This is a genomic window from Rhizobium sp. Root483D2 (assembly GCF_001426685.1).
Classification (GTDB): Bacteria; Pseudomonadota; Alphaproteobacteria; order Rhizobiales; family Rhizobiaceae; genus Pararhizobium; species Pararhizobium qamdonense.
In genome coordinates, this window is the sequence record NZ_LMFB01000016.1 from 114,012 (window position 1) to 137,199 (window position 23,188).

The following is a 23,188-nucleotide window of genomic DNA, read 5'->3' on the forward strand; positions in this document are numbered from 1 at the left end:
GGATGTCCGACTTTGATCTGGTTTTGAAAGGCACGGTGGTTTTGGCCGACCGCATCGTCGAAGGCGGATTTGTTGCCGTGCGCGATGGCAAGGTGGCGTTCGTCGGGCAGGGCGCAATGCCTGAGGCACGCGAGCGCCATGATCTCGCCAGCGCTCTGATCCTGCCGGGCGCTATCGATGCGCAGGTGCATTCGCTGTCGCAAAAGGACCAGGAGGATTTCATCTGGTCGACGCGTTCGGCTGCTGCAGGCGGTATCACCACCATCGTCGATATGCCCTATGATGAAGGCGATCTGGTTTGCTCGGCCGATGCCGTCCGTCGCAAAATCGACCATGCCGGGAAACAGGCGCGCGTCGATTTCGCGCTCTACGGCACGATCGACCCGGAAGAAGGCCCGTCGCGGATCGGCGAAATGGTCGAGGCCGGCGTTGCCGCCTTCAAGTTTTCCACATTCGGAACGGACCCGAAACGGTTTCCGCGTATTCCGGCCGGCCTGTTGGAGGATTGTTTTGCAGCGATTGCGCCGACCGGGCTGGCGGCCGGTGTGCACAATGAGGATGACGAGGCGGTACGGGCTGCGATCGGCAAGGTGAAGGCTGCGGGTATCACCGACTACCGCGCCCATGGCCTGTCGCGTCCGCCGCTGACGGAGCTGCTGGCCACCAACCAGATCTATGAGACGGGGGCGGCGACCGGATGCCCGGCCCATGTCGTGCATTGCTCGGTCGGGCGCGGCTACGATATCGCCAGCGCCTACCGAGCCCAGGGTTTTCGCGCCACCATCGAATGCTGCATCCACTATCTCGTTCTCGACGAGGAAAACGACGTGAAGCGGCTGGGTGGCAAGGCCAAGATCAATCCGCCGATCCGGCCGCGCGCCGAGGTGGAAAAACTCTGGCGCCATGTGGCCGATGGCAAGGTGACCATGGTTTCCACCGATCACGTCAGCTGGTCGGAAAACCGCAAGACCAATCCCGATATGCTCGCCAATGCGTCCGGTGTTCCGGGGCTGGAGGTGATGATCCCGCTGTTCGTGAAGGGGCTCCTCGAGCGCGGCATTTCCTTGACGCGTGCCGCCGAACTGATGTCGCTCAATCCCGCCCGCCATTTCCGCCTTGATCACCGAAAGGGCGCGCTGGAGGAAGGCAAGGATGCGGATATCACCGTGCTGACGGCCGAACCCTATGACTACAACGCAGCTGATAGTGGCAACAATGTCGTCGGCTGGTCGCCCTATAACGGCATCCGTCTGCCCTTCCGGGTGGCGGCGACCTATAACCGGGGCGTGCAGGTTTTCGACGGCAGGACGGTTCTTGCCGCGCCGGGCACCGGTCAATTCATCCGGCCGCTTGCCAGCCTGCCGCTGCGCGAGGCCGTATGATGGCTGTTGCCGATACCAATCTTCCGGTCGATCCCGTGCGCATCGCCGATATCGTCAAGGGCCTTGCCCGCATCACCGAGCCGGACAAGCCCTATACGCGGCGGGCGTTTACGCCGCTGTTTCTGAACGGCCGCGCGTTTCTGGAGCAGCGCTTCAGGGCCGCAGGGCTGGAAACCCGGATTGATGCTTCGGGAAACCTCATCGGCCGCCGCAAGGGGCGCAAGTCGGCGCTCGGGACGATCATGCTGGGGTCGCATTCCGATACGGTGCCGGAAGGCGGCCGTTTCGACGGCATTGCCGGCGTTGCTGCAGCGCTTGAAGTTGCCCAGGCTTTGAACGATGCCGGTATCCGGCTCGATCACGATCTGGAGATTGTCGATTTCCTGGCCGAGGAAGTGTCGATTTTCGGCGTCTCCTGCGTCGGCAGCCGTGGCCTTGCGGGATTGCTCCCGGATGGGTGGCTGAGCCGGACGCAAGGGGAGCTGACGCTGCGGCAAGGGATTATCGATGCCGGTGGCGACCCGTCGCGGCTGGCGCTGCAAAAACGCTCGGATATCCGGGCGTTTCTGGAGCTGCATATCGAACAGGGGCCGGTCCTTGAAACGGAGCGCTGCGATATCGGCATCGTCACGGCGATTGCCGGGATTACCCGCATCGAAATCCTCTTCGACGGCCAGGCCGATCATGCCGGAACCACGCCGATGGGCCACAGGCGCGATGCGCTGGTGGCGGCAGCGCGTTTGGTTGGCGAAGTCGAGCGGCTCGCCATGGACTATGCGAAGGGCGAGGGGCATTTTACGGCGACGGTCGGGGAATTTTCCATCGAGCCGAATGCCGCCAATGTCGTGCCGTCACGCGCCCGCATTCTGATCGATGCGCGTGCCGAGCTGCGGCCGGACATGGAACGGTTCATCGCCGGGATCGATCAGCTCGCCGTCGATATCCAGCGCGAGACCGGTGTGTCGATCGCATCGCCGAAACTGATTTCGGATAATTTTCCAACGCCCGCCGATCCGCTGGTCATGGCCAATCTGGAACAGGCATCTGACCGCGTTGGAGCCAAGCGCCGCCGCATGGCGTCGGGTGCCGGGCATGATACCGCCTGGATGGCGCGGATTTCCAAGGCCGCGATGATCTTCATCGCCTGCCGCGACGGGCGCTCGCACACGCCGGACGAATGGGCCGAAAATGACGACATCGCGCTCGGTGCTGCGGTTCTGTTCGAGGCTGTGCGCCAACTCGATAGTGATCTACAGGGAGAGCAGTGATGGGCCGGATACTCACGGAAAAGGACGTCGAAGCGGCCGTCAAGGGCGGCTCGGTCTATGCGGCCGGCGGCGGCGGCTGGGCCGATCATGGCCGCATGCTGGGTTATGCTGCGGTCTCGATAGGCAAGCCGGAATTGGTCTCGATCGATGAGCTTTCCGATAACGACTGGGTGGCGACGGCGGCCGCCATCGGTGCGCCGGCCTCGACGACGCCCTGGGAAATGCGCGGGGTCGATTATGTCAAGGCGGTGCAATTGCTGCAGGAGGCCTTGGGCGAAAAGGTTTCCGCGCTGATGGTTGGGCAGAACGGCAAGTCCTCGACGCTGAACGGCTGGCTGCCTTCGGCGATCCTCGGCACCAAGGTTCTCGATGCCGTCGGTGACATGCGGGCGCATCCGACCGGCGACATGGGATCGATCGGCATGGCGGGGTCGCCCGAGCAGATGATCCAGACGGCGGCTGGCGGCAATCGCGACGAGAACCGCTATATCGAGCTGGTGGTGCGCGGCGCAACCGCCAAGGTGTCGCCGATCCTGCGCACCGCGTCCGATATGTCCGGTGGCTTCATCGCGTCGTGCCGCAATCCGCTGCGCGCGTCCTATGTCCGCAAGAATGCAGCGCTGGGCGGCATTTCGCTGGCGCTTTCTCTCGGCGAGGCGATCATCGCTGCGGAAGGCAAGGGCGGCAGCGCCATCATCGACACGATCGCCAAAACCACCAACGGCACGATCCTTTCTGAAGGCGTCATCACTGACAAATCCGTCGTCTACACCAGGGAAGCCTTCGACATCGGTACGGTGACGCTCGGCACGGGTTATGACGCCACGGTCCTTCACGTCATGAACGAGTACATGGCTGTCGAGGATGCCGCAGGCACACGGCTTGCGACCTTCCCGGATGTCATCACGACGCTGTCTGAAGACGGCGAGCCGCTGAGCGTGGGGCAGTTGCAGGTGGGGATGCGGATCTTCGTTCTGCATGTGCCGAAGTCGGTCATTCCACTGGCATCGAGCGTGCTTGATCCGAGCGTCTATCCTTCGGTGGAGAAGGCGATGGGGATTGAATTGGCGCGGTATGCGCTTTCACCCTCCCCTTGAGGGGGAGGGTCGGCGCGCGCGCCGGGGTGGGGTGATTTCATTTCCTTGGCTGCCCCTCATCCGGCCTGTCGGCCACCTTCTCCCCGTGAACGGGGAGAAGGGAGATGCGGCAAACTCCGTCGTCCCTCTCCCCGTCCGCGGGGAGAGGGTTAGGGTGAGGGGCCTTCTGGCCTCATTCCAAGCTATAGAGGACAACACCATGCCCAAACCAAACCCCCGTCACCCCAATTTCCCCATCCCCGGTGGCCCGGAGCTGCGCGCCAAGGGGTGGCGGCAGGAGGCGTTGCTGAGGCTTTTGGAAAACGTGCTGTCGGTCGGCGAGGATCCGGACAATCTGATCGTCTATGCGGCGCTCGGAAAGGCGGCGCGCAACTGGGCTTCCCACAGGGCAATCGTCAAGACATTGCTTGAGATGGACGAGGACCAGACGCTGGTGATCCAGTCCGGAAAGCCGGTCGGGCTGCTCAAGACCCATGCCAAGGCGCCGCTGGTGATCATGGCCAATTGCAATATCGTCGGCCAATGGGCAAAGGCCGAAGTGTTCTACGAGCTGGAAAAGCAGGGGCTGATCTGCTGGGGCGGGCTGACGGCGGGCGCGTGGCAATATATCGGCAGCCAGGGCGTCATCCAGGGCACCTATGAAATCTTCATGCGGATCGCCGAAAACCGGTTCGGCGGCGATCTTGCCGGACGGTTCATCCTGACGGCCGGGCTTGGCGGCATGGGCGGGGCGCAGCCGCTGGCCGGGCGTATGGCGGGGGCGGCGATCCTCTGCATCGATATCGACCCGGTACGGGCTGAAAAGCGCAGGGACATCGGCTATCTCGAACATGTGGCACCGGATCTCGATACCGCGCTGGCGATGATCGACCAGGCCGTCAGGGAAAAGCGCGCCACCTCCATCGGCCTTGTCGGCAATGCGGCGGCCCTGTATCCGGAAATCGCCAGGCGCGGCATCGTGCCGGATATCGTCACCGACCAGACGTCTGCCCATGACCTCGTCTATGGCTATGTGCCGAAGGGCATGAGCATCGAGGAGGTCAAGAGGCTGCGTGTCGACGGGCAGGGGCAACTGATGGCCGCCAGCCGCGCCTCTATCGTCGATCATGTCAAGGCGATGCTCGAATTCCAGGCCAAGGGCTCGGAAGTGTTCGACAATGGCAACCTCATCCGCACCCAGGCGCGCGAGGGCGGTGTCACCAACGCGTTCGACATCCGCATCTTTACCGAGGCCTATCTGCGGCCATTGTTCGCCCGGGCCATCGGGCCGTTCCGCTGGATGGCGCTGTCGGGCGAGGAGAGCGATATCGCCCGCATCGACGATCTCTTGCTGGAGATGTTTCCCGATAACAGGATCGTCACCAACTGGATCAAGCTGGCGCGCGAAAACGTGCCGTTCGAAGGCCTGCCCGCCCGTATTGCCTGGCTTGGCCATGGCGAGCGCACGCAGCTTGCGGTCGCCGTCAATGCGCTGGTTGCGTCCGGAGACCTCAAGGGGCCGATCGCGTTTTCCCGCGACCATCTCGATGCGGGCGCCATGGCGCATCCGAATATCATGACCGAGCGGATGAAGGACGGTTCCGACGCCATTGCCGACTGGCCGCTGCTCGACGCCATGCTGCTCTGCTCGTCCATGGCCGATCTCGTCGTCGTCCATTCCGGCGGCGGCGGCTATGCCGGTTACATGACCAGCTGCGGCGTCACCGTGATTGCCGACGGCACGGAAGGTGGGGCGGAACGGCTCAGCCATGCGCTGACCAATGACACATCGCTCGGTGTCATCCGCTATGCCGATGCCGGTTATGAGGAATCGGCCGATGAGATCGAGACAAAGGGGATCGGGTATATCGCGCTCGACTAGCGACCGAGCCTTTTTGAGATTTGTATATTTTGTTTTTCTAAAATAAAGACCTATACTCCGGCTACGGTTGACCGTTCTGTTCTTGGTTTGACAGGCTCATGATCCGGCCGACTTGAGACTGCGAGGGAGGGTACGGTGAAGGCGACATTGGGCGGATGTATCGCACTTGCTCTGCTTTTGTCGCATGTTCCGGGGAGTTTGCCGGGTGACGCGGTCGCTCCTCACAAAGTGATCTTTGAGGACGATGCGCGGATGATCAGTGCGCGGCTTTACTCGGCCATTCTGATCAACGCCTGCAGGGGCGGATGGCGATATCCGTTGAGCCGGGTGAAACGTGGATTCAAGCGTCATTTCGACGAATTTAAGCTGCAGCTTGCAAGCAGTGGCTACACCATCGTTCCAGGCCGCGCATCCACCGGCGCCCGCAAGCAACAGCGGGCGTCTGCGGCTATCCGTAACGATCGCGTTGCGCGCCGATTCGGGTGTTCCCGGAAATATTGGCTGGATGAGTGACGGTCGCGGGAAGGGCAGGATAGCCTGCCCTTCCGAACAAGCCGGGTCAGGCGTTGATCAGCGCCAATTGCGCACGAGCGGCCAGGATCTGCGAGCAGGCATTGGCGGCTTCCACGCCCTTGACGACGAAATGGTCGGTGAAGAAGCGGATATGCTGTTCGGATTCCTGGAAATTGTGCGGCGTGAGCACCGTCGACAGAACGGACACACCGGTGTCGAGCTGGACGCGCATCATGCCGTCAAGCACGGTTCCCGCGACGAAATCATGACGGTAGATGCCGCCATCGACGACGAAGGCCGAGCCGATAATCGCCGAGAAGCGGCCGGTCTTGGCGAGCGTCTGGGCATGCAGCGGGATTTCGAGTGCGCCGGGAACGTCGAAGATCTCGACGTCGGATGCGTTGCCGCCGAGCTTTTGCCAGTGGGCGACGAAGGAGTTGACGCATTGATCGACGATATCGGCGTGCCAGCGCGCGCGGATGATGGCGATTTTCTGGGTCGGGTGGGAAGCGATTGTCATGTCAGTCTGGCCTTTCAAGGTTGCCATTTTTCAATGATCCCCTTGGGCGAACACGCAGGCGCGGAGGCTCCCCATAACGGGGTGCCACTTGGTCTGCTTGCTCTCTTTCATCCGGACTTTAACCGTCGGCTCCGGAATTCAACCGGATCTGCTGACCTTCCCATCCAGATACATGGATCCGGCTGGGAAGCGCTCGCGGGCTCCAGGAATTGCTTCCCGTTACCGCCGGTGGGGAGTTTCACCCCGCCCTGAGAACGTGCGAGGCCAACTATAAGGATTGGTGCGGCGCCGTCAAATGCGCTGTGCGACGCGTGCAACGCAAAAGGCGACAGATTTTTTCTCAAAATCTGTCGCCTGAAACATATTTTTCCAGGTAACGCCGTTATTCGCGGATGATCAAAAGGTCGCTGGCGGTGAACCGCAATGTGGCGATTTCGCCGACGGCCGGTGGCGTCAGGCCCGGCGCGTTGAACATGTCGAACGAGATCAGGGCATCGCCGACCTTCATGCGGGTGCGGATGACCGAACCCAGGAAGTTCGAGGAGGCGACGGTGCCGGTCAGCGCCGTGTCGCCCTTGGCGCCTTCGGCGATCGAGCCTGCTTCCGGGCGCAGCGCCAGCGAAACCTTGTCGCCGGCCTTGGCCACTGTACCCAGCGGTTCGCGCAAGGTGATCTGCTGATCACCGATGATGATCCGGTTGGTTGCGGGATCGACGACCTTGGCTTCGATCAGGTTGAGCGTGCCGACGAAGGAGGCCACGAAGCGGGTGGCCGGCTTGTTGTAGATGTCGAACGGCGTGCCGATCTGGTCGGCGCGGCCGGCATTCATGACGACGATACGGTCGGAGATGGACAGGGCCTCTTCCTGATCGTGGGTGACGAAGACCGTGGTGATGCCGAGCTGCTGCTGGATCATGCGGATTTCCTCGCGCAGCGACACGCGGATCTTGGCGTCGAGCGCCGACAGCGGCTCGTCGAGCAACAGGACCTGCGGCTTGGGCGCCAGCGCACGGGCGAGCGCCACGCGCTGCTGCTGGCCGCCGGACATCTGGTAGGGATAGCGGTCGGCCAGATGGTCGAGATGGATGAGGCCGAGCATCTCCTTGACGCGGGCATCGACGGCGGTTTTCTCCATGCCGGCGATCTTCAGGCCGAAGGCGACATTCTCGTGCACGGTCATGTTGGGAAACAGCGCATAGGCCTGGAAGACCATGCCGATATTGCGCTGGTTGGGCTTCAGCTCATTCTGGTTGCGGCCGTTGATGACGACCGTTCCGGCAGACGGTGTCTCGAAGCCGGCGATCATGCGCAGGATCGTCGTCTTGCCGCAGCCTGACGGTCCGAGAAAGGAGACGAATTCTCCCTTTTCGATGGCCATGTCGAAATCCTTGACCACCTGCACGGGGCCAAAGCTTTTTTGAATGCCTGAGAGTTCGAGAAAAGACATGGACGATCAATACCTCAGGGCTTGGAAGCCGATTTGCTGAAACGGGAGACGAGCTGCAGAAGAACCATGCATCCCCAGGTGATGGCGAACGCAATGACCGCGAGCGCCGGCGGCTCATAGGCGCGGTTGGCGCCGATCAGCTGCAGGTAGGGACCGAACGCCGGGCGGTTGAGCAGCGACGGCATGGTGAACTCGCCGATGACGATGGCAAAGGTGATGAAGGCGCCGGACAGGACGCCGCTCATGACATTGGGAAAGATGCACTTGAACATGATGGTCGGCCAGGACGCACCAAGGCTCTGGGCGGCCTCGGTCAACGTGCCGACGTCGATGGTGCGCATGGCTGTATCGACCGAACGGTACATATAGGGCAGCGACAGCGTCATGAAGGAGAACATCAAAAGCGCATCGGTGCCGCGCGTCGAGCCGGTGAACGGGATGTAGGACGAGGAATTGTAGAGCCTGAGATAACCGAAGACGATGACGATGGCGGGAATGACCAGCGGCATCAGCGTGATGAATTCGACCACGGGGCGCATCTGCGGCAGGCGCAGGCGAACCCAATAGGCGGTCGGCACGACGAGCAGCACCCCGAAGACGATCGTCAGGATCGCCATGACGATGGAATAGCTGAAGGATTCGCGGAACTGGATGTCGGAAAAGACCGAGCGATAGGCATCGAAGGAATATTCGCCGCGGCGCATGCGCAGCGAGAATTCGAACGTGGCGATCAGCGGTACGATGAAATAGGAGGCACCGAAGAAAATCGCGAGCCAGGCACCGATTTTTTGTGTTTTCATTTTTGCCACCGTTCGGCGCGCATGCGGAGCAAGATGTAGATGAGGTTGGAAATGCCGGTGATGACGATCATCCCGAGCGCCAGGGCATAACCGAGATTGGGATTGTGCAGAACGTCGCCGCGGATCTGGGCGTAGAGCTGGATCGGGACGATGTTGAAGGTCGAGCCGGTCAGCGAATAGGCGGTGGCGATGGCGCCGAATGCGTTGGCAAACAGAAGCAGCGTCGTGCCGAGGATGCTCGGAAACAGGATCGGCAGGGCGACCTTGGTCCAGTATTGCCGGTTGGTGGCACCGAGGATTTCGGCAGCTTCGCGCCATTCCTTCTTCAGGCCGTCCAGCGCCGGGGTGATGATCAGCACCATCAGCGGGATCTGGAAATACATATAGGTCAGCGTCAGGCCGAGAAAGCTCAAGAGATTGAAGCCGGACGCATAGAGATTGATGCCGAACCAGTCGCGCAGGATCATGGTGACAAGGCCGGTGCGGCCAAGCGTCGCCAGAAAGGCGAAGGCAAGCGGCACGCCGGCAAAATTGGAGGCGACGCCGGAGAATGTCAGGAGCGACGAGCGGATCCACGAGGGCAGGCCGCCGAGCACCACCGCCCAGGCGAGCCAGAAGCCGATCAGGGCACCGCCGATCGAGGACGCCAGGCTGATCTTGATGGAAATCCAGTAGGAGGCGAGAATCTTGTCGGTAAAGAGCCCGGCAATGTTCTCAAACGTGAATTCGCCTGCCGGATTGAGGAATGCACCGGTGACGAGATAGAGCGTCGGGGCAATCAGGAACATCACGGCAAACAACAGAAACGGCGTTATGCCGAGCCAGTCGATGGCCGTCCTTTTCAAATCAATGGCCCTGTTGGCGCTCATCGCGAAACCGTCTTGTGTGAAAAATTGAGAAATAGCCTTCCCGCGCGGTCGCGGGAAGGCCTTGATACGACAGTCTCACTGGACGTTGGCGCCAACGACTGTATCCCAGCCCTTGGTGATGACTTCCTTGTAGGCATCCTGTTCGGCGAGCGTCGGGAACACGGCCTTTTCATAGGCAGCGGCCGGCGGCAGGGCGTCGAGCAGTTCCTTCGGGATCTTGTTGTTCTTGGCGAGATCGTTGAAGCGGATCGGGTGGCAGAAGCCCTTCAGCCAGCCGAGCTGACCTTCGTCGGAATACAGATATTCCATCCACAGCTTTGCAGCGTTCGGATGCGGGGCGAAGGCCGAAATCGCCTGGACGTAGACGCCGGCGACAACGCCGGTTGCCGGTACGACGACTTCGTATGGCGGGTTGCCGTTCAGGCTGTTGCCCCAGCTCAGCGCATTATAGTCCCAGGAAACGATGATCGGGGTCGTGCCCTGTGCCAGCGAAGCGGACTTGCCGATGACCGGAACGAAATTGCCCTTGGCATTGAGGTCCTTGAAGAAGTTGAGACCAGCGTCTCCAGCCTTGGAGGCATCGCCGCCCGACGCAGCAAGACCGGCTGCATAAACGCCGGAGATGGCCTGGTTGGACGTGCGCGGATCGCCTGCGAGCGAAACGGCGTTGGCAAATTCTGGCTTCAGCAGATCGGCCCAATCCTTCGGTGCTTCCTTGACGATGTCCTTGTTCACGAGGAAGGACAGAACGCCGTAGTAATCGCCGTACCAGTAGCCTTCGGCATCCTTGGCGCTATCGGGGATCGAGTCCCAGGTGGAAACCTTGTAAGGCTGGATCAGGCCTTCAGCCTTGGCGGACGGGCCAAAGGACAGGCCGACGTCGATCACGTCAGGTGCCTGGGCGCCGGTATTGCCCTTGTTGGCCTTGATGGCTTCGATTTCGTCGCCCGAGCCGGCATCCGGGTTGAGTTCGTTGATGGTAATTTCGGGATACTTGGCCTTGAAGCCGGCGATGACATCGCCGTAACCGCACCACGAATGGGGCAGGGCGATCGTCGTCAGGGTGCCTTCTGCCTTGGCAGCAGCGATCAGTTCGGCGCTCGGTTCGGCAGCAGCGATGGCAGTCGATGCCATGACCATGGCGGTCGAAAGCGAGAGCAGGCGGCGCATATGTGAAATCACTGGTCTTCTCCTTGTGGTTATATCAGTCAACTTCGAGGAAGCTGATACTGGGGTCCGATGAAGCTTATGTGACAGGTGTTGTCTCCTTTGCGACCGAAGGTTCGCAGGCGGAACACCTTCATTTCATTTTCGAAATTTCCTTCCGCCCGGATGCCGGCGTGTTCTTCTGTCGATTGAATTGAAATACGTTGCATCCCCGCGCCGGTTGCCCGGCGCCACGTTTCCTCCCACTTGCTCCTCCTAAAGCGGCTTTCGAAAAAGCCTCGTTGAATCGAACAGTCCCTCCAGCGTTTTCATGCGGTCATGCGTCTCGTCCCAGATGGAACTCTGCACGGCCTCGATCAGCGCTTCGACGGCAAACAGGGTGACGACCGAACTGTCCCAGGCCGAGGGCGCCTCGATCTGAATGCGAAAGACGCGCCGCGCCGATTTGGCGATGGGCGAGCTCCACTGGTCGGTGAACAGGATGATCTCGACGCCGCGTTCGCGGGCGATGCGCGACAGCGTTTCCATCTCCTGCTCGTAACGGCGGATGTCGAACATGATCAGGACGTCGCCCTTCTTCATGTCGAGCACATAATGCGGCCAGGAGGAGGAATTGGAGGCGATCTGGGTGACGCCGGAGCGGATGACCTGCAGATGGGTGAAGAAATAATCGGCAAGGGCGCGGGTGATGCGGCCGCCGACAAGGTAGATATTGCGCTTGCGGTCGGCAATCATCGCGGCAGCGCCGTCGAATTCGGCGGTTTCGAGCTGCGCCAGCGTTGCGCGCATATTGTTCATCGTCGCATCGGCGAAGCGGTTGAGAATATGCGTGCCCGGCGCATTGGCGGCCCAGCGGTCGTGCTTGCTGATCGGATTGGAAATCGTCGCTTCGAGTTCCTGGTGCAGACGCGATTGAAAATCCGGGAAGCCGCGAAAGCCGATCTTCTGCACCATGCGGGCGACCGTCGGCGTCGATACGCCGGCATTCTCGGCCACAGTCGTGATGCTGCCGAGTCCGGAAACCGGATAGTTGTCGAGAAGCATCGCTGCCAACTGCTTTTCCGCGCGGGTGAGCACGGCAAAGTGGGCGTTGATCACATCCGACACCGTCATGGTGCCTGCGGTACTGGTCAAATTTTCATCCCCTAAACCGGTCTCTGCCAGCTTTGTGACAGAGTAAACATCGCTGTCACAATTCGAGTCAATTGATTTTTTGAAGAGATCGTTTCAGATTCCGATTGACATGGGTCAAAACGTGAAGAATTCTTTTCAGTATCGGCAGTTACGCCTGTGTCGAGACAATGTACCGGCTGACCGATTCTTGCTTCCACACATGATTTCAGGGGCTTCCAGCCCGATCTGGACATGCGTGGTGCCGATCAGGCAACCGGAAGGGGACCGGAGTTGACGGGACTTTTGACAGAGGCGGATGGATCGCCGGTCGCAGTGGAAAACCTGGAGGCGCTGAGCCCGGTGCTGCTGGTCTGCGAACACGCCTCGCGCCGTCTTCCGGAAAAAATGGGTTCGCTGGGGCTCTCAGACGACGCTCTCGAAAGCCACATCGCCTGGGATCCGGGTGCGCTCGCCGTGTCGCAACGGCTGGTGCGCAGCCTCGATGCCGCGTTGATCTATCAGCGTTTTTCGCGTCTGGTCTATGATTGCAACCGGCCGCCGGAAGCCGAAGCCGCCATGCCGCCGGTCAGCGAAATCTTTGAGATTCCCGGCAACGCGGCGATCTCTGCGGCCGAACGGCTGTCCCGCACGCAGGCACTCTACGTGCCTTTCACCACCGCGCTTTCGGATTTCATCGCTACGCGAAAGGCTGATGGGCAGCCGCCGGTCCTGGTGACGATGCACACGTTCACGCCGGTTTATCACGGCAAGCAGCGCGACGTCGAAATCGGTATCCTGCATGACAATGACAGCCGGCTGGCGGATGCGATGCTGGCGGCTGCCGGAAAAACCGCTGGCTACGTGGTGCGCCGTAACGAGCCCTATGGACCGGCCGACGGCGTCACGCATACTCTGATCGAGCATGGCTTGAAGAATGGCCTGCTCAACGTAATGATCGAGATCCGCAATGATCTCGTTACAAATGAAATCGGCCAAAAGGTCATGGCCGATTATCTGACAGGCATCCTGGGCGAAAGCCTTGATGCACTGTCGCAATAAAAAGACCTGGGGAGCGGCATGTCCGCGGAGACTGGTCCATGGGCTTCCATGGACGAACTGGCATTTCGGCATCCGGCAATACCGCTGGAGGCTGGCTGATACAGGGGAAAAACATGTCAGACTATTCAGATACCGATAAACACGAGGACATGAAGGTCCTCCATTCGATGGGCTATGCGCAGGAACTCGAACGGCGCATGAGCTCCTTCTCGAACTTTGCCGTTTCCTTCTCGATCATCTGCATTCTGTCGGGCGGCATCAATTCGCTCGCGCAGGCGACATCGGGGGCGGGCGGTGCCGCCATCGGCATCGGCTGGCCGCTCGGCTGCTTCGTTTCTCTCGTCTTTGCCGTCGGCATGGCGCAGATCAGCTCCGCCTATCCGACCGCCGGCGGCCTCTATCACTGGGGCTCGATCCTCGGCAACCGCTTCACCGGCTGGGTCACCGCCTGGTTCAACCTGCTCGGTCTCGTTACGGTTCTCGGCGCCATCAATGTCGGCACCTATTACTTCTTCATGGGGTCGTTCGGCACGCCCTATTTCGGCCTGGAAGACACGACGACCATCCGTATCCTGTTCCTGGTGGTAATTACCGGCGCGCAGGCGATCGTCAACCATATGGGCATCGGCCTGACGGCCAAGCTTACGGACTTTTCCGGCTATCTGATCTTTGCAACCGCGATCGCGCTGTCGGTTGTGTGCCTGGCTGCCGCTGACACCTACGAGTTCGGCCGTCTGTTCACCTTCTCCAACTATTCGGGCGAGGCCGGCGGCAATGTCTGGCCGGCAACATCCGGCACGTGGGTGTTCCTGCTCGGCCTGCTCCTGCCGATCTACACGATCACCGGCTACGATGCTTCCGCCCATACGTCGGAAGAAACCGTCAAGGCGGCAACCTCGGTTCCGCGCGGCATGATCTCGTCGGTTCTGTGGTCGGCTCTGTTCGGCTACATCATGCTGTGCAGCTTCGTTCTGCTGCTCCCCAGCATGGACGAGGCCGCCAAGCAGGGCTGGAACGTGTTCTTCTGGGCGATGGACACGCAGGCCAATTCGACCGTGAAGGACATCCTCTACCTCGCCATCCTCATCAGCCAATGGCTGTGCGGCCTGGCCACGGTCACGTCCGTATCGCGCATGATCTTCGCCTTCTCGCGGGATGGCGGTCTTCCGGCATCCAAGGCTCTGGCCAAGGTCAGCCCGACCTACCGAACCCCGGTTGCCGCAATCTGGACCGGCTCGATCCTTGCCGTTCTGTTCGTCTGGGGCTCGTCGCTGGTCACGATCGGCGAGACGCCGGTCTATACGATCGTCGTGTCCTGCACGGTCATCTTCCTGTTCTTCTCCTTCGCGATCCCGATTACGCTTGGCCTCTTTGCCTGGGGAACCTCGAAATGGGACAAGATGGGTCCGTGGAACCTCGGCGAGGGCGTCTTCAAGCTGTTTGCCGTGCTGACGATCCTGGCAATGATCCTGATCTTCGTGCTCGGCGTCCAGCCTCCGAATACGCCGGCTCTTTACGTCACCGTCGGCTTCCTGATCCTGACCGGTATCGTCTGGTTCGGCTTTGAACGCCGCCGCTTCAAGGGCCCGCCGATCGGCGACGAAGTTGCACGCCGTTCCGCTGAAATTGCAGCGGCCGAAAAGGCCGTTGGGCAGAAGTGATCCAATAAGACAAGGTGGAAGCCGCGTGTCTGCGGCTTCCACCGGACGTCCACGAGACGCAGCCGCCAAGGCCGCGTTACGATCAAGCACGGGATTTTTGCAATGAGCGCGAGCTATTCGTTTGAAGAGTTGAAGAAGGATGTGGCCGAGGGCCGTATCGATACGGTTCTGGCCTGCCAGGTCGATATGCAGGGACGCCTGATGGGAAAGCGTTTTCACGCGCAGTTCTTCGTCGATAGCGCCTGGGAGGAGACCCATAGCTGCAACTATCTTCTCGCGACCGACCTGGAGATGGAAACGGTCAACGGCTACAAATCGACAAGCTGGGAGAGCGGTTACGGCGACTATACGATGAAGCCGGATCTGACGACGCTTCGCCGCATTCCATGGCTCGAAGGCACGGCGCTGGTTCTCTGCGACATGCTCGACCATCACACTCACAAGGAAGTGCCGCATTCGCCGCGCGCCATCCTGAAGCGCCAGATCGCCCGGCTGGAGGCCATGGGCCTCAAGGCCTATATGGCGACCGAACTCGAATTCTTCCTGTTCGACCAGAGCTATGACACTGCCCGCGAAAGCGGCTATCGCAACCTCAAGCTCGCCAGCGGCTATAACGAAGACTACCACATCTTCCAGACGACCAAGGAAGAAGACGTGATGCGGGCGATCCGCAACGGCCTGCAAGGGGCGGGCATTCCGGTTGAAAACTCCAAGGGCGAGGCCTCCGCCGGCCAGGAGGAAATCAACGTCCGCTATGCCGATGCGCTGACCATGGCCGATAGGCATGTGATCATCAAGAACGGCTGCAAGGAAATCGCCTGGAGCAAGGGCAAGGCGATCACCTTCCTGGCCAAGTGGAACTACAATGCCGCCGGTTCCTCCTCGCATATCCATCAGTCGCTCTGGAGCACGGATGGCAAGGTGCCGCAATTCTTCGACAAGCAAGCACAACACGGCATGTCGGAGACGATGCGCCACTACGTCGCCGGGCTTTTGACGCATGCCAGCGAAATCACCTATTTCCTCGCGCCCTACATCAATTCCTACAAGCGCTTCATGGCCGGCACGTTCGCACCCACCAAGGCCGTCTGGTCAAAGGATAACCGCACGGCCGGATACCGCCTTTGCGGCGAAGGCACCAAGGCGATCCGCATCGAATGCCGCGTCGGTGGCTCCGATATCAATCCGTATCTCGCCATGGCGGCACTGATTGCGGCCGGTATTGCCGGGATCGAGGGCAAGATGGAACTGGAACCGGCCTTCGTCGGCGATGCCTATGGCGGCAAGGATATTCGCGAAATCCCCGCAACGTTGCGCGACGCCACGGCTGTCATGCGCAACTCGACGATGCTCATCGACGCCTTCGGCGAGGATGTCATCGCGCACTATACGCGGGCTGCCGAATGGGAGCAGGAAGAGTACGACCGCCGCGTGACGGACTGGGAAGTTGCGAGGGGGTTCGAGCGGGCGTGAGATTATCGCAACATGTTGCGAATATGTGGTGACCTCTTTATAGTGTGCGGAAGATCTAATTGTTCGGAGGTCAAGGCATGGCGACGATCGATACCGCTTGGTTCTATCGGCAACTTGAGGCGCGCAACCAGTCGGTACGAGCCCTTGCGCGCTTTATGGAGATCGATGCGAGCGCAGTTTCCCGCATGCTGAAAGGCGAACGCAGAATGAGTGCGCAAGAGCAGGACCGTATCGCCGATTTTTTCGGCGTTGGGCTTGAAGAGGTCGCGGCCCATCGGCGGGGCGAAGTTTCGGGATTTTCCGAATCGAAACAGGAGCCATATTCGGCGGTGATGCATACCCGGCAGGAGCCGCCGGTGAAGATGTTTACCGAAGCGGATGTCGTCTACAAGGACGGCAAGCGCTGGATGGAAAGACCGGATGGAACGCTTGTGGAACTTCATCCGATTTTTGGATGCATGAAGGGAACGATGACGATTCCTGACGATCTGGATTTGACGGCTCCCGCTGATCCGGACTGGGGAAATGTGTATGAGGACGACTGACGCTTATCTGTTGGACACCTGTGCCATGATTTGGGCGACCCAGTTTTCTCCCATGAGCAACGAAGCGTCCCTCGTATTGAACAACAAATCTTCTGTGCAAAGGCAGCTGAATGTTTCAGCGATGTCGGCATGGGAGATTGGGATGCTGATTTCGAAAGGGCGTTTGCCGACGAAAAAGAATGCGCTGAGCTGGTTTGCGGATTTTGTGAACGATGCTGACGTGGCCGTATTGGACGTAACGCCGCAATTGCTGGTGGCGTCGTCGTTTCTGCCCAAGCCAGTTCACAACGATCCGACGGATCGCATTCTGATCGCGACGGCCCGCGAGTACGACCTGACCATTATAACCCGCGATCGTGCGATCCTCGCCTATGGCGCCGCCGGTCACGTCAAGACACTTGCCTGTTAGGCTTTTGGAGTGAAAAACGAATGACCATGATCCAATGCATTTCCCCGGTGAATGGGGAGGTTTATGCCGAGCGCCCGGCGGTGGATGCCGCTGTTGCTTCGGCGGCGGTTGCGCGTGCGCGTGCGGCGCAGAAGAGCTGGGCCAAGCGGCCCATCGAGGACCGCGTCAAGCTGGTGCTTGCGGGTGTTGCGCGCCTCAATGAAATGGTGGACGAGGTCGTGCCGGAGCTTGCCTGGCAGATGGGACGTCCGATCCGCTATGGCGGCGAGTTCCGTGGCTTCAACGAGCGCTCCAACTATGTGGCGGCGATTGCGGCCGACGCGCTGGCGCCGATCATTGTCGAGGACAGCGCCAGTTTCGAGCGCCGGATCGAGCGCGTCGCCCATGGCGTCGTCTTCGTCATCGCGCCCTGGAACTATCCCTACATGACCGCGATCAACACGGTCGCTCCGGCGTTGATGGCGGGGAATACCGTGATCATCAAGCATGCCAGCCAGACCATCCTGGTCGGCGAGCGCATGGTGCGTGCGTTTGTCGAGGCCGGCATTCCCGAAGACGTGTTCCAGAACATCTTCCTCGACCACGCGACGACATCGCAACTGATCGCGGCCAAGAGCTTCGATTTCGTCAATTTCACCGGTTCGGTCGAAGGTGGCCGGTCGATCGAGCGGGCGGCGGCCGGGACCTTCACCGGTCTTGGCCTCGAACTCGGGGGCAAGGATCCGGGCTACGTCATGGAAGATGCCGATCTGGATGCGGCCGTCGAGACGCTGATGGACGGCGCGATGTTCAACTCCGGGCAGTGCTGCTGCGGCATCGAGCGCATCTATGTCAACGAAAACCTCTATGACGATTTCGTCGAGAAAGCGGTCGCGTTCGCCTCGGCCTACAAGCTCGGCAATCCGCTGGAACAGGAAACCTCGCTGGGGCCGATGGCGCACAAGCGGTTTGCCGCCGAAGTGCGGGCACAAACCGCTGAAGCGGTCGCCAAGGGCGCCAAGGCGCTGGTCGATCCGAAGCTGTTTCCGCAGGATGACGGCGGCGCCTATCTTGCGCCGCAGGTTCTGGTCGATGTCGATCACTCGATGAAGGTGATGACGGAAGAGAGCTTTGGCCCGGTCGTCGGCATCATGAAGGTGAAGAACGATGCGGAAGCGCTGGCCTTGATGAATGATTGCAAATACGGCCTCACCACATCGCTCTGGACCAGGGACGCCGAGCGCGCCGCCCGTATCGGCAACGATCTCGAAACCGGCACCGTGTTCATGAACCGCGCCGACTATCTCGATCCGGCTTTGTGCTGGACCGGCGTCAAGGAAACCGGCCGTGGCGGATCGCTCTCGGTCATCGGTTTCCAGAACCTGACCCGCCCGAAATCCTACCATCTGAAGAAAGCCTGATACGATGACCATCACTGCCAACTGGAGCTACCCGACATCCATCAAGTTCGGCGCAGGCCGGATCAAGGAGCTTGCCGATCATTGCAAGGCGCTCGGCATCAAGAAGCCGCTTTTGATCACCGACCGTGGCCTGGCGCCGATGCCGATCACGCAGAATGCGCTCGATATTCTGGAGGCGGCCGGTCTTGGCCGCGCGCTGTTTGCCGATGTCGACAGCAATCCGACCGACGTCAATCTCAATGCCGGCGTCAAGGCTTTCAAGGCAGGCGGCCATGATGGCGTCATCGCTTTTGGCGGCGGCTCGGGCCTTGATCTGGGCAAGTGCGTCGCCTTCATGGCCGGGCAAAGCCGCCCGGTCTGGGATTTCGAGGATGTCGGTGACTGGTGGACCCGCGCCAGCGTCGAGGGCATTGCGCCGATCATAGCGGTTCCGACGACCGCCGGCACCGGTTCGGAAGTCGGCCGCGCCTCAGTCATCACCAATTCGCAGACCCATACCAAGAAGGTGATCTTCCATCCGAAATTCCTGCCTGCGGTGACCATCTGCGATCCGGAGCTGACGGTTGGCATGCCGAAGATCATCACGGCCGGAACCGGCATGGATGCCTTTGCCCATTGCCTGGAAGCCTATTCCTCGCCGTTCTACCATCCGATGTCGGCCGGTATCGCGCTCGAAGGCTTGCGTCTCGTCAAGGACTACCTGCCGCGCGCCTACAAGGACGGCGCGGATATCGAAGCGCGGGCAAACATGATGTCGGCTGCGGCCATGGGCGCGGTCGCCTTCCAGAAGGGGCTCGGCGCCATCCACTCGCTGTCGCATCCGGTCGGCGCCATCTACAACACCCATCACGGCATGACCAATGCCGTCGTCATGCCGCCGGTGCTGCGCTTCAACCGGCCGGCGATCGAGCAAAAGATCGGCCTGGCCGCCGCCTATCTCGGCATTTCCGGCGGCTTTGACGGTTTCTACGACTATGTGCTGCAGCTTCGCGAAGAACTCGGCGTTCCCGACAAACTTTCGGCGCTGGGCGTCGGCACGGACCGGATCGACGAAATGGCCGCAATGGCGATCGTCGATCCGACCGCCGGTGGCAATCCGGTGGAGCTGACGCTCGATGCCGCCAAGCAGCTGTTCCGCGACAGCATCTGAGGTTCAGCTTCGGCTGTGTTGATATCCGGCATTGCGCCGGTGATTTGACATTATGCGATTGCCAAACTCTCCGTCATTCCTGTGCCCGTCACAGGAATCCAGCCAGCTCAAGTCCTTGAGCTGAAAGAGTCTTTTGACCCGACGGACGTNNNGGGGCGAGGATGACGGAGAATGGGGTATCGCCCTCGCCAAACAATCTTGTTCACGGGTATCCGCAGCCTGAGTCCGGAAAACTATGGTTTTCCGGGCTTTTCATTATCCCAGATCAAAACCGGCGATCGATGAAATGCTTGGCTTGCGCGCCGGCGTGATAGAAGGCCGATTTGAGGCTGCGCAGGGGGTCTGGGGTGATGGGGCTTTCGGCGAGCGGAAGCGCGTTTGGGTGACCCATGACGTGGTTTGCGAGCGCGCGGCCGAAGACCGTGCCGGGGGCAATGCCGCGGCCGTTATAGCCGCTGACCGAGACGACATTTTCGGCCATCGCGTGCATCTGCGGCAGGTTGTTGGTGGTCATGCCGATGCGGCCGTCCCACCAGTATTCGAAGCGAAAATCGCCAAGTGCGGGAAACAGCTTGCGCAGCGAGCGTGCGGCAAAGGCGCGGTGCGTGCCTTCTGCGAGCGCATCCAGGCGGCCGACGCTGCCGAAGATCAGGCGGTTTTGCTGATCCATCCTGAACGAGGTCATGACCAGCCCCGTGTCCCAGCAGCCCTGGCGTTCCGGCAGGATGGTGCGGGCGATATTGTCGGAGAGCGGGTTCGTGGCGAACTGGAAATAGGGCAGGATCGTCAGTTCCTGCGTATAGGACGTCCACGGCGTCTGGCTCAGCATGTCGCCATAGGCGTTGGTCGCGACGATGACCGATTTGGCGGTGATGGTGCCGTTTCCGGTTGTCAGCTTCCACAGATCGCCCACGCGTTCGGCGGAGCGCAGCGGCGTTTCGGTGTAGATCTGCGCGCCGGCAGCAAGGGCAGCGCTCGCAAGGCCGCGGGCATAGGCCAATGGCTGGATCGTCCCCGCGCGCCGGTCGAGCAGAGCGCCGGCAAAGCCTTCCGCGCCAGTCAGCACCGTGGCACGATCGGCATTGACCACCTCGACGGGTGCACCAAAGGTCTGCCACTGGCGTTCACGGTCCTGAATATCCTTCAGGCCCTCGGGGCCGACGGCCAGATGCAGCGTGCCGTTGCGCACCGCCTCACAAGCGATCGCATGTTTTTCGACCAGCTCATAAACCAGCGACGGACCATCGCCCAGTTCGGTCAGCAACCGTGTCCCGGTCTCGATGCCGAGCGTTGCGATGAGGTCTTCGGGCTTTGTCCACATGCCGGCATTGACGAGGCCGACATTGCGGCCGGAGCCGCCGAAGCCGATCATCTTCGCCTCGGCGATGGCGACGCTGACGCCTTTTTCGGCAAGATGCAGGGCGGCTGAAAGACCGGTGAAGCCGCCGCCGATGACAGCGACATCAACGGTGATATCGTTTGTGAGCGGCCCGGTTTTGGGAGCTGCGGGTGCCGTGGCATGCCAGAGGTTGGGAAGAGTACGTTCGGCGGCCATTACGGCATTCCTTGTCTGTCGGAAGTGATGGTTCGGTTTTCCGACAGATAAAGCATCGCTGCAATCTGTTTTAATGACAATATCAGATGAGGTTATGACGGCTTTGACATCAGTCTTGGAATATCAAGCTTGGGGTATATCGGGCCTGAAGACATTCGTGGACGCGTTCGGGTGAGGTCGCGGCGTTACCAAGCTAAACGCCACGACCCCCGATCTCCGCCTGCGCGAAACTGTGCCCTATCATATCGCGTATGCGTACCGGCAAGCCGGCACGGTGACGGGTCATGCGCGTCAAGGCTGCATTTGATCAAATCCTTGACGCAACCATCTTGACCCATGTTGGCGAGCCGTCACCCCCCAAATAGGGGAGGTTCTGGCAAATACACGCCTTTAATCGAGGAATTCCACAGTCGTGCCAACGCTGACCATCTTGGCAAGCTCGGTGGCGTCCCAGTTGGTCAGGCGCACGCAGCCATGGCTTTGGGTCTTCCCAATCTTGGATGGTTCCGGGGTGCCGTGAATGCCATAGGTCGGCTTCGACAGAGCGATCCAGACGGTCCCGACCGGACCGTTCGGACCGGGCTGAAGCGTCAGCACCTTGTCGTTTTCACCCTGCTTGAAGTTGATCTTCGGATTGTAGGTATAGCCGGGGTTCAGCGCGATGCGATCGACCTGAACGGTTCCGGAGGGCGAGGGCGTGTCGGATGAGCCGATCGTGGCCGGATAGGCGGCAATCAGGGTGCCGGCCTCGTCATAGGCAAAGACCTGCTTGCGGTATTTGTCGGCGACGATGCGCGTCACCTTGCCCGATTTCGGCTCGCCCGGATTGATCACCTTGATGATGGTGCCGGGAATGGTGAAGTCGATGCCGGGGTTCAATTCGCGCAGGTAAGCCTCGTCCATGTGGAATTTCTCGCCCAGCATTTCGACCGTCGAGGTGAAGGACAGGTGCGGCAGGACCGCTTTATGGGCGTAGTCTTCCGGGATGGAAGCAACATAGGGACCGGCGGCGTCGGCCGCCGTGATCGTGTAGGTGGTGATCGGCAGGCCGCCGGTGAAGCGCAGGCGCTCCAGGATATCGTCGGTATTGTTCGGGTCCAGCGTTTCGCCGGTTGCCTGCTGCCAGGCTTCGATCGCCTTAGTGACATTGGAACCGGTCTTGCCGTCGATCACGCCGGGGGAGAAGCCCTCGCGATCGAGGAACACCTGCAGCGCGGTGATCTCGGCGCTCGACTTCTTGGTGATCCGGGCAGCCGAGGGCAGGGTCTGGCGGCTGGGAGCGTTGTCCTCCGGCGGCAGGGCCGCCATATCGTTTTCGTCCTGCATCGGCAGGCTTGTGGGCAATTCCTGGCGATCAACATTGCCGGGCGAGACATCGCGGTAGTCTGGAACCGAACCGGTGATTTCGCCCTGGCGCGTATAGCCCTGGTCGGTGAAGGCCGGATCGGAATAGCCGTAGTCAGGATTGGTATAGACGTCGTGGTTGCGTTCGCGGCGGCGCGTGTCGTTGCGCTCGCGGCCCGATCCCATCACGGTCGCGACGACATTGCCCCAGCTGTCAACCAGAACGGTACGGCCGCGGCGGTCGCGCATCATCTGCACGTCGCCGTTTTCGGGGATGTAATCGAGAATTTCGCCCTGTGGCGTCACCAGAACCGAATTGGGCGGCAGACGGCCAAAGCTGTCCTGCGCCTCGGCGGCAGTGGCAAACGCGAGCACGCTGACGGCGGAAATAAGGGCAAGGCGGGTTCTGGAAACGAACGTCACGGTGAAACCTGTTATCTGGCAGTTGAACTCGGGGCGTACAAATCAATTGGGACGGTAATATGAATAAACTGAATTCATTATGAACGGTTCCCTAAAATCCTTCGATTTCGGTGGGTTGCCGATTTATAGGCG

20 protein-coding genes and 1 riboswitch are annotated in these 23,188 nt (G+C 60.7%); of the genes, 12 read left to right on the forward strand and 8 right to left on the reverse strand.

Annotated features, from left to right (window positions below; genetic code table 11):
* The first annotated feature begins 2 nt into the window (after window positions 1-2).
* From ASD32_RS14585 to ASD32_RS14605, 5 genes are all read left to right on the forward strand, one after another.
* On the forward strand, window positions 3-1,382 hold the full coding sequence (locus tag ASD32_RS14585) for a dihydroorotase family protein (RefSeq protein WP_060638762.1): 1,380 nt from the start codon (window positions 3-5) through the stop codon (window positions 1,380-1,382).
* On the forward strand, window positions 1,382-2,650 hold the full coding sequence (locus tag ASD32_RS14590; protein WP_060638763.1) for a Zn-dependent hydrolase: 1,269 nt from the start codon (window positions 1,382-1,384) through the stop codon (window positions 2,648-2,650). The genes ASD32_RS14585 and ASD32_RS14590 overlap by 1 nt, the downstream gene beginning before the upstream one ends.
* On the forward strand, window positions 2,650-3,747 hold the full coding sequence (locus ASD32_RS14595) for a DUF917 domain-containing protein (RefSeq protein ID WP_060638764.1): 1,098 nt from the start codon (window positions 2,650-2,652) through the stop codon (window positions 3,745-3,747). The genes ASD32_RS14590 and ASD32_RS14595 overlap by 1 nt, the downstream gene beginning before the upstream one ends.
* A 199-nt stretch (window positions 3,748-3,946) precedes the next feature.
* Window positions 3,947-5,608, forward strand: coding sequence for a urocanate hydratase (locus tag ASD32_RS14600; protein WP_060638765.1), 1,662 nt, complete (start codon window positions 3,947-3,949; stop codon window positions 5,606-5,608).
* A gap of 135 nt (window positions 5,609-5,743) precedes the next feature.
* Entirely contained in the window at window positions 5,744-6,121 is a 378-nt protein-coding gene (locus ASD32_RS14605) for a hypothetical protein (RefSeq protein WP_156383184.1), read from the forward strand.
* A 46-nt stretch (window positions 6,122-6,167) separates the two neighbouring features.
* Here the strand turns inward: ASD32_RS14605 and ASD32_RS14610 are convergent, their stop codons facing one another.
* The 6 genes from ASD32_RS14610 to ASD32_RS14635 form a co-directional block, all read right to left on the reverse strand.
* Window positions 6,168-6,641 carry a 6,7-dimethyl-8-ribityllumazine synthase gene (locus ASD32_RS14610; RefSeq protein WP_060638893.1) on the reverse strand — a complete coding sequence of 158 codons (474 nt, stop codon included), beginning with the start codon at window positions 6,639-6,641 and terminating at the stop codon, window positions 6,168-6,170.
* A gap of 95 nt (window positions 6,642-6,736) precedes the next feature.
* A riboswitch (FMN riboswitch) is annotated at window positions 6,737-6,901 on the reverse strand.
* 122 nt (window positions 6,902-7,023) lie between these two features.
* The gene (locus ASD32_RS14615) at window positions 7,024-8,088 is read right to left on the reverse strand and encodes an ABC transporter ATP-binding protein (protein WP_060638767.1); all 1,065 of its coding nucleotides are present in this window, start codon (window positions 8,086-8,088) and stop codon (window positions 7,024-7,026) included.
* A gap of 14 nt (window positions 8,089-8,102) precedes the next feature.
* A complete protein-coding gene (locus tag ASD32_RS14620) occupies window positions 8,103-8,888 on the reverse strand; it encodes an ABC transporter permease (protein WP_060638768.1) in 786 nt (261 codons plus the stop codon).
* Window positions 8,885-9,757 carry an ABC transporter permease subunit gene (locus ASD32_RS14625; RefSeq protein WP_060638769.1) on the reverse strand — a complete coding sequence of 291 codons (873 nt, stop codon included), beginning with the start codon at window positions 9,755-9,757 and terminating at the stop codon, window positions 8,885-8,887. The genes ASD32_RS14620 and ASD32_RS14625 overlap by 4 nt, the downstream gene beginning before the upstream one ends.
* Before the next feature lie 75 nt (window positions 9,758-9,832).
* Window positions 9,833-10,939: an ABC transporter substrate-binding protein gene (locus tag ASD32_RS14630; RefSeq protein ID WP_060638770.1), complete on the reverse strand. Its 1,107-nt coding sequence runs from the start codon at window positions 10,937-10,939 to the stop codon at window positions 9,833-9,835.
* A 240-nt stretch (window positions 10,940-11,179) separates the two neighbouring features.
* The gene (locus ASD32_RS14635) at window positions 11,180-12,037 is read right to left on the reverse strand and encodes a MurR/RpiR family transcriptional regulator (protein WP_060638771.1); all 858 of its coding nucleotides are present in this window, start codon (window positions 12,035-12,037) and stop codon (window positions 11,180-11,182) included.
* Between the two features lie 291 nt (window positions 12,038-12,328).
* Between ASD32_RS14635 and ASD32_RS14640 the strand changes: the two genes are divergently transcribed.
* The 7 genes from ASD32_RS14640 to ASD32_RS14670 all read left to right on the forward strand — a co-directional run bounded on the left by ASD32_RS14640 (window position 12,329) and on the right by ASD32_RS14670 (window position 19,734).
* Window positions 12,329-13,096: an N-formylglutamate amidohydrolase gene (locus tag ASD32_RS14640; RefSeq protein ID WP_156383185.1), complete on the forward strand. Its 768-nt coding sequence runs from the start codon at window positions 12,329-12,331 to the stop codon at window positions 13,094-13,096.
* 113 nt (window positions 13,097-13,209) lie between these two features.
* On the forward strand, window positions 13,210-14,757 hold the full coding sequence (locus ASD32_RS14645) for an amino acid permease (protein ID WP_060638773.1): 1,548 nt from the start codon (window positions 13,210-13,212) through the stop codon (window positions 14,755-14,757).
* A 102-nt stretch (window positions 14,758-14,859) separates the two neighbouring features.
* On the forward strand, window positions 14,860-16,230 hold the full coding sequence (locus ASD32_RS14650) for a glutamine synthetase family protein (protein ID WP_060638774.1): 1,371 nt from the start codon (window positions 14,860-14,862) through the stop codon (window positions 16,228-16,230).
* A gap of 77 nt (window positions 16,231-16,307) precedes the next feature.
* The gene (locus ASD32_RS14655; protein WP_060638775.1) at window positions 16,308-16,775 is read left to right on the forward strand and encodes a helix-turn-helix transcriptional regulator; all 468 of its coding nucleotides are present in this window, start codon (window positions 16,308-16,310) and stop codon (window positions 16,773-16,775) included.
* A complete protein-coding gene (locus tag ASD32_RS14660; RefSeq protein ID WP_060638776.1) occupies window positions 16,762-17,184 on the forward strand; it encodes a type II toxin-antitoxin system VapC family toxin in 423 nt (140 codons plus the stop codon). The genes ASD32_RS14655 and ASD32_RS14660 overlap by 14 nt, the downstream gene beginning before the upstream one ends.
* A 20-nt stretch (window positions 17,185-17,204) precedes the next feature.
* Window positions 17,205-18,584 carry an aldehyde dehydrogenase family protein gene (locus ASD32_RS14665; RefSeq protein ID WP_060638777.1) on the forward strand — a complete coding sequence of 460 codons (1,380 nt, stop codon included), beginning with the start codon at window positions 17,205-17,207 and terminating at the stop codon, window positions 18,582-18,584.
* 4 nt (window positions 18,585-18,588) lie between these two features.
* Window positions 18,589-19,734 carry an iron-containing alcohol dehydrogenase gene (locus tag ASD32_RS14670; protein ID WP_060638778.1) on the forward strand — a complete coding sequence of 382 codons (1,146 nt, stop codon included), beginning with the start codon at window positions 18,589-18,591 and terminating at the stop codon, window positions 19,732-19,734.
* A 265-nt stretch (window positions 19,735-19,999) separates the two neighbouring features.
* Here ASD32_RS14670 and ASD32_RS14675 read toward each other — a convergent pair whose 3' ends face one another.
* Together ASD32_RS14675 and ASD32_RS14680 are read right to left on the reverse strand one after the other, a co-directional pair.
* Window positions 20,000-21,289 (reverse strand): FAD-binding oxidoreductase, encoded by a 1,290-nt coding sequence (locus ASD32_RS14675; protein WP_060638779.1) that lies wholly within the window; start codon window positions 21,287-21,289, stop codon window positions 20,000-20,002.
* Window positions 21,290-21,679: 390 nt separating this feature from the next.
* Window positions 21,680-23,056, reverse strand: coding sequence for a L,D-transpeptidase (locus ASD32_RS14680; RefSeq protein WP_060638780.1), 1,377 nt, complete (start codon window positions 23,054-23,056; stop codon window positions 21,680-21,682).
* Between the last annotated feature and the right edge of the window lie 132 nt (window positions 23,057-23,188).